The following is a 15,386-nucleotide window of genomic DNA, read 5'->3' on the forward strand; positions in this document are numbered from 1 at the left end:
GGGCCCGGCGGGTGCGGAGCGCCGGGGCGGCGCCCGGTCCGGTGTGATCCCTGGGCCAGGCATTGACATGAACTTTGGTTGAGGTTTTAGCGTCTGGTTCCGGAGCCGGCACCCGGCTCCGCCCCACCGCTTCCAGGAGGACCCGCCATGCCCGAGCGCCCCTTCACCCTCGCCGTCATCGTCGGCAGCACCCGCGAGGGCCGCTTCGCGCCCGTCGTCGCGAACTGGTTCACCGGACACGCCGGCCGCCGCGCGGACGTCGTCACCGACGTGATCGACCTCGACGAGATCCGCCCGTACGAACTGCGGTACGGCAGCGAGGAGATGACGGCCTACGCCAAGCGCGTCGGCGCGGCGGACGCCTTCGTCGTCATCACCCCCGAGTACAACCACTCCTTCCCCGCCCCGCTCAAGCACGCCGTGGACCTGCTGCACGAGGAGTGGCAGGCCAAGCCGGTCGGCTTCGTGTCATACGGCGGGATCTCCGGCGGCCTGCGCGCCGTCGAACAACTACGGCTCGTGTTCGCCGAGTTGCACGCGACGACCGTGCGCGAAACGGTCAGCTTTCCGATGGCCGGGCGCCTCTTCGACGACGAGGGGCGGCTGCGCGAACCCCTGGACGCCGACCAGGCCGCCACCGCACTGCTGGACCAGCTGGCCTGGTGGGCCCAGGCGCTGCGCGAGGCACGGGAGGCCCGCCCGTACGGGGGCTGAGCCCCTGAGGGCCTCCCGGCCCCGGCCCTTCCCGCGTGAGGCACGGTCCCGTACGGGGGTCGGGCGCGTGCCTCACGTCGCGCGCGGACGCGGACCGTCCGCGCATCCGGCGGTCAGACCCGCTCCTCGGCGGCCCCGCTCCGCTCACTCCCGGTCCGGAATCCAGGCACCGTGGAACCCGACCGGCACCCGCACCGGCAGGTGCACCCGCGCGACCGGCTCGCCCGTGAAGTCCTGGGCCGCGAGGATGACGAGGTCCGTGGCGTCGCGCTCCGGGTTGTAGACGTACGCCAGCAGCCAGCCGTCGTCCTCGGCGGTGTCCGGACCGGCGGGCACGAACACGGCCTCCCCCACGCCGCCCTGCGGCGAGAAGCGGCGCACCTCGCTGGTGCCGCGCTCCAGGTCGTACTTCACCAGGCCGACGCCCACCCGCTCTATGCCGGGAAACCGCGCCACCCGTACGTCCGCGTCCCCGGACTCCAGCACCGCGTACCCGTACCGGTGCGGCAGCGTGAGCCGCCGCGGGTCGGCCCGGGGCAGCTCCACCGGACGGTCGTCCACCCGCTCACGCCGCACCCGGCCCGCCCGGAGGTCGACCGTCCAGCGTTCCAGCGCGGGCGACGACCCGTCCGGGCCCGTACGCCCCTTCGCGAACAGCCGCTCGTAGCGCACGAGATGCACGACCAGCAGACCGCTGCCGTCCTCCGTCTCGTACGCGTTCATCGGATGGAAGACGAAGCACGGGTCGAGCTCCAGCCACCGCACGTCCGACGCCTGCCCCTCCCGCGGCAGCACGCCCAGCCGGGCCGGCCGGTCCGGCTCCCACACGTACGGGAAGGACGGGCCGATCCCCACACCGCCCGGGTTGAAGACCACCGGCAGGTCGTACAGCAGCACATGCCGCCCGGTCAGCGAGAAGTCGTGCATCATCGGCCGCCCGTCGACGGGGACGTCCACGCGCCGCCGGATACGGCCGTCCGTCCCGGCGACCAGGTACTGCACGTACGGCCAGGCCCAGCAGTACGCCACGCAGTGCAGTTCGTCGGTGTCCGGGTCGATGGTGGTGTGCGCGGCGAGCCCGCCCGGCAGGGTGCCGGCGAAGTCGAAGGGCCCCACCGTGTCCAGCTCGCCGTCCAGCTCGTACGGCAGCGCGCCGCCCTCGACCAGCGCGAGGACACGCCCGGCGAAGCGCGTGACGTGCGTGTTCGGGGCGAAGTCCATGTCCAGGTGGCGCGGCCCGTGCAGGATCTTCTCCCCCAGGCGCAACGCCATCGCGTCGGACCGCACCCAGCGGTTGCGGTACCACTCGGCCCGGCCGCCGCTCAGCCGCACGCCGTGCAGCATCCCGTCGCCGCTGAACCAGTGGTACGCCGCCGGGTCCTCGACCCCCAGCGGATTGGGCCCGTTGCGCACATAGCGCCCTTCCAGCTCCTCCGGAATCCGGCCGGTAACGGCCATGTCGTACGCGGTGGTCTCCTCCCGCACCGGAGCGAACAGCCCTCGCATATAGGGATTTCCGGCACCCGCCATCGCCGCCCGCCTTCCCGGCTCCGCCCCGCGGTGACCCCCCGGCCACCACCTCCCGCGGCAGTACCCCGCTCCCACCCTCCAGCCACGGCACCGCCACGTCGAGACCGGCGACGGCCCGGCAGGCGCGAAGACCATCGCCGCGCGCCCCCTCCCGGAGCCCCGGCCTGCGGCGCCGCGCCTGCCCCCGCTGCCCGCTTCGGGTAAGGTGACCAGCCCACACGGTGGACGAACAAGGAGGTGAGACCCATTACCGCTGTCCAGGCTGGGTGCTCTCACCCCACGGCTGTACGGTCCCTCCGAGGCAGGTGACCGCGAGAGCGCCCTTCGGCACCCCGAAAGGCCCGAACGCGCATGTCACTTCCCTTGCCTTCCCCTTCTTCCTCCCCCGCTTCCGCTCCTTCGCCCGCCCTCCCCGGGCTCGTCGCCCGGCTCCGCGCGGCCGGCTGCGTCTTCGCCGAGGACGAGGCCCGGCTCCTCGCCTCCACGGCCCGCACCCCGGCGGGACTCGCCGCCATGACGGACCGCCGCATCGCCGGGCAGCCCCTTGAACACGTCCTGGGTTGGGCCGAGTTCGCTGGCCTCCGGATCGCCGTCGACCCCGGCGTGTTCGTCCCCCGGCGCCGCACCGAATTCCTCGCCGGACAGGCCGCCGCGCTCGCCCGCGCCCACGCAGCGGCCGGGCAACGGCCCGTCGTCGTCGACCTGTGCTGCGGTACGGGGGCGGTCGGCGCGGCGCTCGCCGCGGCCATGAGCGGCGCCGCGAACGTGGGCGGCGCCGCGGCCGGAACCCCGGCCGCCGCACCGCCCGCGTCCCCGCCCTCAACGCCCCCGCCCCCGATCGAACTCCACGCCGCCGACATCGAACCCGCCGCCGTACGGTGCGCCCGCCGCAACATCCCGCCCGCCACAGGCCAGGTCCACGAGGGCGACCTCTACGCCCCGCTGCCGCCCGCCCTGCGCGGACGCGTCGACATCCTCGTCGTCAACGCCCCCTACGTACCCACCGACGCGATCGGCCTGCTGCCGCCCGAAGCGCGCGACCACGAACCCCGCCTGGCGCTCGACGGCGGCGCGGACGGCCTCGACGTCCAGCGCCGGGTCGCCGCCGAGGCACTGCCGTGGCTCGCCCCCGGCGGCCACCTCCTGATCGAGACCAGCGAACGCCAGGCCCCCCACACCCTCGCGGCCTTCCGCCGCAACGGCCTCGCCGCCCGGCTGGCGACGGACGACGACCTCTGCGCCACCGTCGCGATCGGCACCAGGGCGCCGGGCTCGCCTTAGGCCGGCGAGCGCGCCCCCGCAAGGCACACCCCCTTTGTGAGGCACGCCCCCTTGCGAGCCACACCCCCTTTGTGAGGCACGCCACACCCTGGGACTGTCACGCTTCCCCGGCGCGGAGTGTCTCCATGACATCCGAGGAGAGGAGCCGGACGCCATGCCGGGACGTCAGCACGTGCTCGCGGCGGAAGCGCTCGCGACGGGGACGCTCGCAGCGGAGGCGCTCGCGGCGGGGGCGGGACATGGCTGAGGACGCCTTCACCGAACACCGTCCACTGCTGTTCACCATCGCCTACGAGATGCTGGGCAGCGCCACCGACGCCGAGGACGTCCTCCAGGAGAGCTACCTGCGGTGGAGCGCGGTCGATCCGGCCGTGGTCGGGCACCCGCGTGCCTACCTGGTCCGCCTGGTGACCCGCCAGGCCCTCAACCACCTGCGCGCGGCCAGGGCCCGGCGCGAGGACTACGTCGGCATGTGGCTGCCCGAGCCGATCCGTACGGCACCCGGGGTGAGCGACGACGTGATCCTGGCCGAGTCGGTGTCGATGGCCATGCTGCTCGTCCTGGAGACACTCAACCCGACCGAGCGCGCGGTGTTCGTGCTGCACGAGGTGTTCGGCTACCCCCACGCCGAGATCGCCGTCTCGGTCGGCAAGTCCGAGGCCGCCGTACGGCAGATCGCCCACCGCGCGCGCCGGCACGTCCACGCGCGGCGCCGCCGCCACGAGCCCGGCACCGACGCCACCGGGATCGTCCAGCGATTCCTGTCCGCGGCGGCGACCGGCGAGGTCCAGGCGCTGATGGACCTGCTGGCGCCCGATGTGGTGGTGATCTCCGACGGCGGCGGGAAGGCGGCCGCCGTCCGCCGCCCGGTCACCGGCCGCGCCGAGGTCGCCCGGTTCGTCCTCGGCGCGTACCGCACCGGCACCGCCGCGGCCCGCGTCGAACCCGCCACGTACAACGGCATGCCCGCGGCGCGGTTCGTCACGGACGGCGGTCTCGGCTGGCTGGTGGCGTTCGAGATCCACGACGGCCGGATCACCGGCCTCTACGGCATGCGCAACCCGGACAAGCTGCACCACGCCGACGCGGTGCGCACACTCGACAGAGGAGGACCCCCACCGTGGAAACCATGACCGTGGAGCGCGTCATCGACGCCCCGATCGAGACGGTGTTCGCCTGGCTCACCACGACCACCAACTACACCTGCTCCCCCCTGGTGGTGCGCTGCCGCCTGGCCCGGCACGGCGAGTCCGCGCCCTACGGCGTCGGCGCGGTGCGCAACCACCTCTGGATGATCGGCTGGTTCCGGGAGCGCATCACCCTCTACGACCCGCCGTACGCCACCGAGTACACCGTCGAGCGCAGCCTGCCGCCGTCCCGGCACGAACTCGGCCGTATGACGTTCGCCGAGACCGGCGGCGGCACCCACGTGCGGTGGACCACCCGCGCCGAGATCCCCTTGCCGCTGCTCGGCGGCCTCCTCACCCGGCTCGTCGCGCGGCCGGTCATCACCCGCACCTTCGGCAACATCCTCAAGGCCGCGGACACGGCACTGGCCGGACAGCGGGGGCGGACCGGACAGCCAGGCCGGACCGGACAGCCTGGCCGGAACCGGGCAGGCGGGGCAGACCGGGCAGGCGGGGGCCGCCCCTGACTAGCCCCACAGCTCCCGCAGGGCGGCGTTGACGGTGGCGGGCTGCTGGGTGTGCGGGTAGTAGCCGTCCACGCGGAGCAGCCGGGCGCCGACGGCTCCGGCCACGGCTTCGGCGCAGGCGACCAGCGGTTCGCCCACATACGTGCGGTACGGCTCCGGCGCGTCCTGCCAGGTCCCGCAGATCACCAGCGTCGGCCACGGTGCGGCCCGCAACGGCTCCAGGGGTACGGCCGCCTCCCACACCGGGCGCTCGCGCATCGACGTCGCCACGGCCCGGAGCCGCTGCGGACCGGGGTCGGGCATGGCCATGCCGATGCCCTCGGTGGAGGCGCGCAGGTACTGCTCCGGGGTGACCGACTCCGGCACACCGGCACTGTCCCGCACCCGTTCCAGCAGGGCCTCGACAGCCGGATGACCGGCGGCCGCGGAGAACGCGGACGGCTGGATCAGCGTCAGGGACCGTACGAGACCGGGCCGGCGCCCGGCCGCGAGCATGGCCGCCAGCCCACCGTTGCCGTGCCCGACCAGGTGCGCGCCTCCGTCCAGCCGCGCCAGCAGCTCCACCAGGTCGTCGGCATCGGTGTCGAAGTCACTGCGGCCGGTGTCCGGGCTGCGGCCGTAGCCGCGGCGGTCCACCAGCAGCAGCCGGTAGCGGTCGGCCAGCGACCGCTGGGCCGCGAACCCGTACGCCTCGTCACTCCCCCACGTAAAAATGTTGTGCACGAACACGACAGGAACTCCCGCCCCGCCGGTCTCATCCCACACCGTCACATGCACCGCACTCATACGACGACACCTCTCCCTTCAAACTCCCCCGCCCCCGCCCCTTCAGACTCCCCCGCCCCCCAGCCCCCACCCCTTCAGCTGTCCGGCTCTCCGGCATCGGCATCGGCCTCCCACAGGCGCCTGAGGTCTTCGAGCTCCGCCCTGGGGAAGTGCTCACCCCACGTGCTGCGGTAGGCGCTCTCGCCGTAGCACCGGGCCACCTCGTCGAAGCAGCGGATCACCGCGCCGGCCAGCACGCCGACGGGGAGCTGGGCCGACCAGATCTCGACCCCCTTGTTGTCGTGCTCACCACCGTGCGCCAGCCGCAGCACGCGCACCCAGACGTCCCCGCCTCCCCGGTAGAAGATCCACCGATACGCGGTCGGCTCGGCCTCGAACTGAACCCGGCTCTCCACCTCACCCGCAACAACCCGGGCCATCGCCCCCAGAAGCTCCTCAGGCGCATCACTGATATCCGACGCACCGAGCCCGACCCTCCCCCGGTCATCCTCAAGAGCACAGTCGGCCCACCCACGCCCCGCCAGCGTCCAGGTGAGGCGAGGAGCGGGGGTCACCGCTGCTCCCCGACGAGAAAGCCTCGGACGTCAGCCGCCAGGCGAGGGTCGCTGTCCCAGATCCAGGCGACGACCTCGTCGGCGCGAGCCGTCAGCCCCGGGGCCCACACGTCGACGGCGTAGTGCACGGAGTCCTCGTCGAAACTGAACCGACCGCCGAATGTCACGCCGACGGAGGCGTGTTCCTCACAGCGGATGGTCAGGCCGGGGTCGTCAGCGTTGTCGCCGTCAAGGAGGGTCATGGGCACAACGTTAGTCAGCGTCGCCGCCCACCTCGGCCCGACTCGGTCTGCGACGGCTTCGCCGCCACCAGTAGCGCCGCGAACGCGGCGGCTGCGCACGCCTGGTATCCGGTCCACACCTCGCCTCCGGCGCTGCCGCCCTGCCACGCCGCCAGGAGGCCGACGACGGCCGCCAGGGCGAGAGCCGAGGCCAAGGAACGCAACCGCCGGGCCCTGCTGGACGCCGCGTTCCCGGTCGCCTCCCGGGACGGGCACCGGGCCAGGCTGGACGAGATCGCCGAACGGGCCGGCCTGACCACCGGCGCCGTCTACTCACCGTTCGGCAGCAAGAACGGCCTGGTGATCGCCCTGGTCGCCGACTCCCCGCGGCCGCACTACGAAGAGATCGAGCAGGCCGTCCCCGCCGGGCCGGACCTCGGCTCCCGGCTCGCCACGTCCATCCGGTCCCAGGAGGACCACCTGGTCGCCCTGTTCACCGGACGGCCGCACAACGAGGCCACCGTGACACCACACCAGGCACAACGCCTGACCACCGCGCTCCCCCTCATCGGTGAGGTGCATGCCGGACGCCAACGCGCGGGCAGCGTCGGCGAAGTAGTGCGGGCGGTCCGTGACGGCCTCCACGGCGGGGCGCGCACACGCCTGGCGTACCCCAGAAATCAGGTCAATCCTCTCTCACGGTATTCACTTTATGAGTTTGCGCAACTACGCTCTGTTGCGTCACTTCTGGCGCAGGCCCGCCCCGCGAGAGCCGGGTGCGGGCCGGGGAGGAACGCGATGGCTTCATGGAAGTGGAACAACCAGGAGAGCCCCACCGCCACCATCGGCGTCCGGGCCACGATGGGCGCCGTCACCATGAAGGACGACGCGCAGGCCGCGCAGCGGCCGTACGTCTTCGTGCGCGGCTACGACTCGCGCCTGCACGTCAACTGGTGGGACGGCAAGGCATGGCACTGGAGCGACCAGGGCACGCCGGCCGGGCGCACGGTCATCGAGCGGGTCGGGGCCGTCACGGTCCAGGACGGTCCGAACGCGCAGCAGCGCCCGTACGCCTTCGTCATCACCGACGACTCGCACCTGCACGTCAACTGGTGGGACGGCAGCAAGTGGAACTGGAACGACCAGGGCGCACCCAGCGGGCGCCTGGTCCGCGAGGGCGTCGGCGTGGTCTCCGTCCAGGACAGCCCGAGCGCCAAGCAGCGCCCGTACGTCTTCGTCCTCACCGACGACTTCCGGCTCTGGGTGAACTGGTGGGACGGCAGCAAGTGGAACTGGAGCGACCAGGGCGCACCGCCGAACCACACCATCTCCCGCCCCCTCGGCGTCACCACCGTGAAGGACGACCCGAACGCCTTCACCCGCCCCTACGCCTTCGTCATCACCGAGGACTCCCGGGTCTGGGTGAACTGGTGGGACGGCAGCAAGTGGAACTGGAGCGACCAGGGCGCACCGTCGGGGCAGCCGGTCAAGAAGGGCGTCGGCGCCGTCAGCGTCCAGAACGACCCGAACGCACAGCAGCGCCCGTACGCCTTCGTCCAGGGCTACGACTCGAAGCTGTACGTGAACTGGTGGGACGGCAGCAAGTGGAACTGGAGTGACCAGGGCGCGCCCGGCGGGCGGCTCATCCTCGACTCCGTCGGCGTGGTCACCATGAAGGACGACCCGAACGCCTTCACCCGCCCCTACGTCTTCGTCCTCGGCGACGACTCCAAGCTCTACGTCAACTGGTGGGACGGCAGCAAGTGGAACTGGGCCGCCCAGGGCACCCCGCCCGGACGCGTCATCGAACGCCCCGGCGAGACGCTCACCATGCAGGACAACCCGAGCGCCGCACAGCGGCCCTACGCCTTCGTCATCACCGATGACTCCGACCTCTACGTCAACTGGTGGTCACTGGCCTGAGGTTCCAGGGTCCTCGGCCCCGACGGCACATCCGCCGCTTCCCGTAAAAGAACTCGCGCGTGCAGCCGTCCGGATGATGACGTGGCACGGTGACCCACCACGATGAAGCGACGGCTGCCGGACCGAGGACCCTGGCCTGGGTGAGCCGGCATCTGGAGCGCGGCGAACGGGTCGTCAGGACCGAGTCGCTGCACGGCGGCATCACTGCCGCCATGCGGCGGCTGACCGTCGGCGCGCGGCACGGGGGCACCCGTGACCTGGTGCTGCGGTCCTTCGTCGACGTGGAGCACGCCGAGGACTGGCTGGACAGGGAGGCCGGCGCCCTGACCCTGCTCGCGGGGACCGGAGTGCCGGCTCCTGGACTGGTCGCGGTTGATCCGACGGCCGCGCACTGCGAGTACCCGTCGCTCCTCATGACGCATATGGCGGGACGGACGGTCCTCGACGACGAGGGTCTGGAGACGCGCGTCCCGCTGCTGGCCCGTCAGCTCGTGGAGATTCACGCGTTGCGGCCCGCCGCGAGGCCCCGGGGGTACGTGGCGTTGACGACCGCCGACACCGTCGTGCCCCCGAAGGGCGCGGACGCGGCGGTCTGGGCTGCGGCGATCGAAATGATCCGCAGGCCCGCGCCGCCTTACGAAGGGCGCTTCCTGCACCGGGACTTCCAGCCCGGCAACGTACTGTTCGACGTGCCGCCCGCAAGCCCGGCAGATGCCCGGATCACCGGCGTCGTCGACTGGGCGGCCACCTCCTGGGGCCCGGCGGATCTCGACGTGGCGCACTGCTCCGTCAATCTCGCGCTGCTGCACGGACCGGCGTGGGGCCTGCGGTTCGCTGAAGCGTACGAGGAGGCCGGCGGGGTGCTGGCCGCGACCGCGAGCGAGCGGCTGTACTGGAAGGTGCGGGACGGGCTGGCGTCCTCGGAGGAAGTGCAGCTGGTGGCGCGGCCGTGGCGGGCGGCCGGGAGGACGGAGCTGACGACGCGCGCCGTCCAGGAGCGGCTGGACGCCTATGTCACCGCCCTGATGGACGCGCCGGGCTGAGCCGCTTCGGCTGCTCGGTCGCTGTGGGCGACCGGCTCGGTACCGGCGTCGAGCGCATCGAGCACCGCGTCGCCGTTCGCCCTCGCCCACTCGGTCAGCACGTGGATCGGTTCGATCAGCGTCGCCCCGAGCGGCGTGAGTTCGTACTCGACGCGGGGCGGCACCTCGGCGTAGGCCTGGCGGCGGATGAGGCCGTGCGCCTCCAGCCGCCGGAGCGTCTGGGTGAGCATCTTGCGGGAGATGCCGCCGATCAGCCCGATCAGGTCGCCATGGCGCACCGGGCCCCTGCTGAGGCCGTAGAGCACGACCACCGTCCACTTGTCGGCGATCAACTCGACCGCCATACGCGCCGGGCAGTCGGCGAGAAAGGGATCACCGGGACCAAAACCGCTCATGGCGCCAAAGGTACCTGCGGGTTCCTGTCGGAAACCTAGCCTGGGTTCACTTCCCCCTCTCAAACCTCTCGAAGCTCAGGAGAGTCATGCGAGTCATGCGAGTCATCACGCAGCAGACGCTCGGCGGTCCCGAGGTGCTCACCATCGTGGACGCGCCCGAGCCCCGGCCCCTTCCGACCGAGGTTCTCGTCCACGTCAAGGCGATCGGGCTCAACCCACTGGAGGCGCGGCTGCGCGCCGGCGAGTTCCCGCTGATCGGCCGGCCGCCGTTCATCCTCGGCTGGGACATCAGCGGCATGGTCGGGGAGGGGTCGCTGACGTATCGGTTCCGGCCCGGCGACGAGGTGTTCGGGATGCCGCTGTTCCCGCGGGCGGCGAGCGCGTACGCCGAGGCCGTGGCGGCACCGGCGCTGCACCTGGTACGCAAACCGGCGTCGCTCACGCACGTCGAGGCGGCGGCGCTGCCGATCGTCGGACTGACGGCGTGGCAGGGACTCGTCGACCTCGGCGGCGTGACCGAGGGCGACCGCGTCCTGGTCCACGGCGGTGGGGGCGGGGTCGGCCACGTCGCGGTCCAGATAGCGAAGGCGCTCGGCGCGCACGTGATCGCGACCGCGAGCGGGAGCAAGCGGGAGTTCGTCGAGGGGTTCGGCGCCGACGAGGTGATCGACTACACGGCGGTCGACTTCACCGGGGCGGTCCGCGACATCGACGTCGTGCTCGACACGATCGGCGGCGACACCGTCGAGCGGTCGCTCGGAGTCCTCCGACCGGGCGGTCACCTAGTGACGGCGGTCGCCGACGAGGATGCGGCGCTCGCCGCCACGTACGAGGCAGCCGGAATGCGTTTCAGCGGCATCGCGGTCGACCCCGACCCGGTCGCCCTGCGCGGTCTCGTCGACCTCGTCGAACAGGGCAGGCTCCGGGTCCACGTGCAGGAGACGTTCCCGTTCGAACGCGTCGCCGACGCGCACCGGCTGCTCGACGGCGGCCACCTCCAGGGCAAACTCGTCCTCACCGTCTGACCCGCTGTGGAGCCGCTGTGGAGCCGCCGTTGACCCGCTGCCTTGTCAGTGCACCTGCTCGGCCTTCGGCCCGATGTCCCTGATCCTGGCGGGAGTTCCCTCCGGACTGAACGAGTGGTGGAAGGTGAAGGCGTGCGGCACGGAGCCGTGGTCGTGGAGGTGCTCCAGCCTGGAAACCCCGTCCTGCCAGGTGGGTATCACTCCGTCGGAGACCCACCAGCACACGTAATTCGCGTGCCCGGACCTCTCGAACCAGTCGTATCGCCTGTTCAGCGCCTCGCGGTGCAGACCGGTGTAGATGGCGTCGAAGGCGGGACGCAGGCCGGTCCAGAGGGAGAGGGTCGCGGCCAGGGCGGTGGTTTCCACCGTACGGCCCTTGTCGTACCAGGCCGGTACGACGAACTCTCCCCAGGGGCCCCAGTCCGCGCCGAAGTGCAAGCCCCGTTCGCCCTCGGCCGTTTCGGCACGAGCGAGGTACCCGGGGTGCTGGCTGATCTTCCGGTAGACGGCCTCACCACGGTCGTAGAACTCGCGCGTGAGAGGTCCGGTATCGGCGAGAGGTGACTTCAGGACGCCGAATGTGTACAGAGCAAGATGGGGCATGCGTCTCTCCCTGGTGGTGGGTGCCTGGTGTGGACCCGGTTCGGTGGCTTACGCACGGGACGAAGATGGGTGCGGCGTGACCAACTCATCCCGCCGCGCGGGGCTCAGCCTGAAGGAACCCCTGCGTGACCGTGGGCGATCACCGAAGACCAGGTGAAGGTAGCCGTCTCTGCGGGCCATGTCGAAGTTGCGTTTTCCCTGCCCAAGTGGCTTCTCGAACGGGCCCTGACCAGCACAGAATCGCGCCGGGCCGCTACGCCCTACCGACACCTACACCAAGCCCGACCCTCCTCAACACACCACCGGCCATTCCAGCGAGTCTCAGCCGCGCCGGACCAGCCGACCTGCCACCACCCACCGGAAGCCGCCAGCCCAACCCCCGGTGCCGGTGGCGGTCATTCCGGGCCGCCCCGCCAGGTCACGCGCATCGCCTCCGGCCCCCGGATGTGCGGCCGTTCCCTCCACGTGATGTCGCGGACGGTCAGCTCCGGGGCCCTGGCGAGCAGCACGCGCAGTCCCTCCTGGAGGTCGATGCGCCCGAGCTGGGCGCCGACGCAGTAGTGCGCGCCATAGCCGAAGGTGAGGTGTCCACCGGGTGGCCGGGTGAAGTCGATCGCGTCGGGGTCCTCGAACCGGGCCGGGTCGTGGTTGGCCGACTCGACGGCGACGGTCAGGGCTTCGCCCGCGCGCACCAGCGTGCCGCCGACGGTGACATCCTCCCGCGCGTAGCGGACGAACAGGCCGGCACCGGCGGAGGCGTTGTTGCGCAGCAGCTCCTCGGCCGCCGACGGCAGTTCGGCCGGGTTCGCACGCAGCCGGTTCCAGAGCGCACGGTCGCCCCGCGTGAGCACGTAGACGCAGTTCGGGATCTGGGTGATGATCGCCTCGAACCTGGCCAGCAGCATGCTGACGACCAGCTCGATCAGCTCGTCGTCGGTGAGCCGGTCCTCCTCGTCCCGGGCCTGGGTCATCGCCGACATCAGGTCGTCGCGGGGGCGGGCCCGACGCTCGGCGATGAGCTGCTCGGTGCAGGCGCGCAGGGCACCGAACCGCCGCATCATGTCCTCGGCTCCGACGGCGCTGCCGGGCATCAGCGCCGCGCTGGTCGACTCGAACACCTCCCGGTCCGAGACCGGCACGCCGAGCAGGTCGCAGATGGACAGCACGCTCATCGGCTGCGCGTAGTCCACCACGATGTCCATGCCCGGTCCGGCGTTCATCGCCGACGACAGCAGATCGTCCGCCGCCGCGTGCACCGTCGGGCGCTGCGCTTCGATACGGGATCTGCTGAGAGCTTTGACCAACAGCGTGCGCAGCCGGGTGTGTTCGGGGGCGTCCAGGGTGATCAGTCCGGCCAGGTCCGTCGCCTCTTCCTGGCGCGGAAAGTCCCGGCCGACCGACATCGCGCGGCTGAACCGCGCGTCGCCCAGCACCATCCGGGCGTCCGCGTAGCGGGAGACCAGCCAGGTGGGTTCACCGTGGGCGAGCCGCACCCGCAGCAGCCCCTCGCGCTGCCGCAGCTCCCGGAAGCGCTCGTTGACCTCGATGCCGCGGCCGTCGTCGAAGGGGAAGTGCTCCAGTGCCGCTGCGGCGCCGGGAAGATCGGGAACGGTCGTCATAGGGGCTGTACCTCCGTCGTCCAGTCGTGCAGATTCGCTGAGATCAGGTCGGCGTGCCGGAACAGGATGGTGAAGTGATCGCCGGGCAGCGTGCGCACGCGGTGCGCCGGTTCGGCCGGGGACGGGTGGTCCTCCGAGCCGGCGGGCACACCCGCGGACGACCTCACTGGCGAGCAGGCGCAGGATCGGCGCCCCCAGCGGGCCACCTCGGCTCTTTCGGAGATCAAGGAGAACGGTATGACGGGTGATTCCCGTTTTTCCCTAGAATCCCGTTGAGGCCGGAACTCAGGCGTCCGTCCCGTCAGAGATCTGGAGCGAGGAAGTGTCTCTGACGCGGGCCTGGTCAGTTCTGCTGGAACGGATTCGAAGCCGGGCGGTCCAGTGGATCTGCTGTCCGCCCGGGGCAGCGACTGGTCGGCCGCGGCGGCGGGGCGGCTCTCGTAGCGGCCGTCGCCGAGGCTCCGGCAGGACGTCTGGTTGCCCGCTTCCGGCTCAGCCGGTTGAAGATCAGCCAGGAGGGCTGACCACTCCACGCCTGCCGTTGCGGGCAATGGATGTTCAGGGGTGGCGAACACGCGGTGCATGAGCAGTGGCTTCGGGGTGGGCAGGTTCAGGTTCACCTCACGCTGACCGGCAGACTCCGCAGCCCGTTCTGGAAGTTGGAGACCAGGCGGACCGGCTCACCGGCAAGCTCCAGGCCGGGCAGTTGCTCGACCACATGCCGTAGCACCGCCCGCATCTGGACGCGGGCGAGGTGGCTGCCCAGGCAGAAGTGCGGGCCGAAGCCGAAGCTGACGTGGTCGTTCGGGGTGCGGGTGATGTCGAAGCGGCCGGGGTCGTGGAAGACGGTTTCGTCGCGGTTGGCGGAGGCGTGGTAGACCACGACCTTTTCGCCGCGGCGGATGGCCTGACCGCCGAGTTCGGTGTCGCGGGTGGCGGTGCGGCGGAAGTCGATCACGGGGGGCCAGTAGCGCAGCATCTCCTCCACGGCGCTGCCGGTCAGTTCCGGTTCCCGGCGGAGGCGGGCGAACTGGTCGGGGTGCCGGAGGAGGGTGAGCAGGCCGCCGGGGATGCCGTTGCGCAGGGTTTCGTTTCCGGCCACCGCGAAGAGGAAGAACATGTTCTCGAACTCGGCGCGGTTCAGGCCGCCTTCCCGCAGGTGTGCCATGACGGTGCCGGGGCGCGGGTTGCCGGCCAGCGCGTGGGCGTACGCGAACATGTCGGCGAGTGCGTGGCGCGAGCGGGGGTTGGCCGGGCGGCCGTCCGGGCGGTGGGCCGGGGCGGGGCGTGCGCGGAGGGCGGCGCGGCCCATCGGGCTGAGCCGGGCGGGATCGGCGGCGCTGGAGGTGGCGTACGCGTCGTCCTGGTAGCCGATGACGCGGTTCGACCAGTCGAAGAGGAGTTGCCGGTCCTCCTCCGGGACACCCATGACATGGGCCAGTGTCCAGACGGGGAGGTCGCCGGCGACGCTGACGAAGTCCGCCTCGCCCGCCCGTGCCACCTCCGCCACCAGGTGCTCTGCCCGTGCGTCGATGACCTTCTCCAACTCCCTTACGGCACGAGGGGTGAAGGCCGCGGCGACGACCCGCCGGATCCGCGCGTGGTCCGGCGGGTCCTGGTTGAGCATCATCGCCCGGACGAACGTGAGGTCGTCCTCGGTGTCGGGGTCGCGGATCTGGGTGGCGCCCAGGTACGAGGAGTAGATCTCGGGGGTGCGCAGGACGTGTCTGACGTCGGCGTGCCGCAGCACGGCCCAGTAGCCGGGCCCGGCGGGCCAGGCGCCGACCGGGGGCTCCTCGACCCAGCACACCGGCCGGGTCGCGCGCAGCTCGCGGAAGAGTTCGTACGGGACAGCGTCGGCGTACGTATCGGGTGTGAATACAGCGACAGCTTCCACGCAGGCGACCGTACGATATTCCGTCGTTCGGGGGAATCGGACCCGACCGGCGGCTGACGACGGCCCGTCTTGTGCAACATCACGGCGTGAAGGGATCGCAACGTTTCCTCAGCCTCCAACCTGCGGTGCTTCTCTTACCGC

15 protein-coding genes and 1 pseudogene are annotated in these 15,386 nt (G+C 71.7%); 7 read left to right on the forward strand and 9 right to left on the reverse strand.

What is annotated here, in order from left to right:
• The first annotated feature begins 147 nt into the window (after positions 1-147).
• Positions 148-714: an NADPH-dependent FMN reductase gene (locus A6A06_RS06055; RefSeq protein WP_073759472.1), complete on the forward strand. Its 567-nt coding sequence runs from the start codon at positions 148-150 to the stop codon at positions 712-714.
• 144 nt (positions 715-858) lie between these two features.
• On the opposite strand, the gene A6A06_RS06060 is transcribed toward A6A06_RS06055, so the two are convergent.
• On the reverse strand, positions 859-2,220 hold the full coding sequence (locus A6A06_RS06060) for a carotenoid oxygenase family protein (RefSeq protein WP_073759474.1): 1,362 nt from the start codon (positions 2,218-2,220) through the stop codon (positions 859-861).
• A 375-nt stretch (positions 2,221-2,595) separates the two neighbouring features.
• Here A6A06_RS06060 and A6A06_RS06065 point away from each other — a divergent pair, with 375 nt between their 5' ends.
• The 3 genes from A6A06_RS06065 (at position 2,596) to A6A06_RS06075 (ending at position 5,179) form a co-directional block, all read left to right on the forward strand.
• Positions 2,596-3,525 carry a putative protein N(5)-glutamine methyltransferase gene (locus A6A06_RS06065; protein ID WP_073759476.1) on the forward strand — a complete coding sequence of 310 codons (930 nt, stop codon included), beginning with the start codon at positions 2,596-2,598 and terminating at the stop codon, positions 3,523-3,525.
• Between the two features lie 239 nt (positions 3,526-3,764).
• Positions 3,765-4,658, forward strand: coding sequence for an RNA polymerase sigma-70 factor (locus A6A06_RS06070; RefSeq protein WP_073759478.1), 894 nt, complete (start codon positions 3,765-3,767; stop codon positions 4,656-4,658).
• Positions 4,646-5,179 (forward strand): SRPBCC family protein, encoded by a 534-nt coding sequence (locus tag A6A06_RS06075; RefSeq protein WP_079193797.1) that lies wholly within the window; start codon positions 4,646-4,648, stop codon positions 5,177-5,179. The genes A6A06_RS06070 and A6A06_RS06075 overlap by 13 nt, the downstream gene beginning before the upstream one ends.
• Here the strand turns inward: A6A06_RS06075 and A6A06_RS06080 are convergent, their stop codons facing one another.
• The 3 genes from A6A06_RS06080 to A6A06_RS41450 all read right to left on the reverse strand — a co-directional run bounded on the left by A6A06_RS06080 (position 5,180) and on the right by A6A06_RS41450 (position 6,686).
• On the reverse strand, positions 5,180-5,965 hold the full coding sequence (locus A6A06_RS06080) for an alpha/beta fold hydrolase (RefSeq protein WP_073759480.1): 786 nt from the start codon (positions 5,963-5,965) through the stop codon (positions 5,180-5,182).
• 74 nt (positions 5,966-6,039) lie between these two features.
• Positions 6,040-6,384 (reverse strand): hypothetical protein, encoded by a 345-nt coding sequence (locus tag A6A06_RS06085; RefSeq protein WP_073759880.1) that lies wholly within the window; start codon positions 6,382-6,384, stop codon positions 6,040-6,042.
• Positions 6,385-6,515: 131 nt separating this feature from the next.
• Positions 6,516-6,686, reverse strand: coding sequence for a hypothetical protein (locus tag A6A06_RS41450; protein ID WP_199930690.1), 171 nt, complete (start codon positions 6,684-6,686; stop codon positions 6,516-6,518).
• 207 nt (positions 6,687-6,893) lie between these two features.
• Here A6A06_RS41450 and A6A06_RS40675 point away from each other — a divergent pair.
• Together A6A06_RS40675 and A6A06_RS06095 are read left to right on the forward strand one after the other, a co-directional pair.
• A pseudogene (locus tag A6A06_RS40675) lies at positions 6,894-7,301 on the forward strand (TetR/AcrR family transcriptional regulator); the annotation flags it as partial.
• Positions 7,302-8,803: 1,502 nt separating this feature from the next.
• On the forward strand, positions 8,804-9,706 hold the full coding sequence (locus tag A6A06_RS06095; RefSeq protein WP_242440570.1) for a phosphotransferase family protein: 903 nt from the start codon (positions 8,804-8,806) through the stop codon (positions 9,704-9,706).
• Here A6A06_RS06095 and A6A06_RS06100 read toward each other — a convergent pair.
• The gene (locus A6A06_RS06100; protein ID WP_073759486.1) at positions 9,673-10,101 is read right to left on the reverse strand and encodes a winged helix-turn-helix transcriptional regulator; all 429 of its coding nucleotides are present in this window, start codon (positions 10,099-10,101) and stop codon (positions 9,673-9,675) included. The two genes, A6A06_RS06095 and A6A06_RS06100, sit on opposite strands and share 34 nt — an antisense overlap.
• A 95-nt stretch (positions 10,102-10,196) precedes the next feature.
• Here A6A06_RS06100 and A6A06_RS06105 point away from each other — a divergent pair, with 95 nt between their 5' ends.
• The gene (locus tag A6A06_RS06105) at positions 10,197-11,126 is read left to right on the forward strand and encodes an NADP-dependent oxidoreductase (RefSeq protein WP_073759488.1); all 930 of its coding nucleotides are present in this window, start codon (positions 10,197-10,199) and stop codon (positions 11,124-11,126) included.
• Between the two features lie 45 nt (positions 11,127-11,171).
• Here the strand turns inward: A6A06_RS06105 and A6A06_RS06110 are convergent, their stop codons facing one another.
• The 4 genes from A6A06_RS06110 to A6A06_RS06120 all read right to left on the reverse strand — a co-directional run bounded on the left by A6A06_RS06110 (position 11,172) and on the right by A6A06_RS06120 (position 15,245).
• Positions 11,172-11,729 carry a DUF3291 domain-containing protein gene (locus A6A06_RS06110; RefSeq protein ID WP_073759490.1) on the reverse strand — a complete coding sequence of 186 codons (558 nt, stop codon included), beginning with the start codon at positions 11,727-11,729 and terminating at the stop codon, positions 11,172-11,174.
• Between the two features lie 395 nt (positions 11,730-12,124).
• Complete coding sequence (locus A6A06_RS06115) at positions 12,125-13,348, reverse strand: cytochrome P450 (protein ID WP_073759492.1); 1,224 nt, start codon at positions 13,346-13,348, stop codon at positions 12,125-12,127.
• A complete protein-coding gene (locus A6A06_RS41455) occupies positions 13,345-13,497 on the reverse strand; it encodes a hypothetical protein (RefSeq protein WP_199930691.1) in 153 nt (50 codons plus the stop codon). Before A6A06_RS41455 ends, A6A06_RS06115 begins: the two co-directional genes overlap by 4 nt.
• Positions 13,498-13,964: 467 nt before the next feature.
• A complete protein-coding gene (locus tag A6A06_RS06120) occupies positions 13,965-15,245 on the reverse strand; it encodes a cytochrome P450 (protein WP_073759494.1) in 1,281 nt (426 codons plus the stop codon).
• Positions 15,246-15,386: the final 141 nt, after the last annotated feature.

It is taken from the genome of Streptomyces sp. CB02923, from assembly GCF_001905005.1.
Lineage (GTDB): Bacteria > Actinomycetota > Actinomycetes > Streptomycetales > Streptomycetaceae > Streptomyces.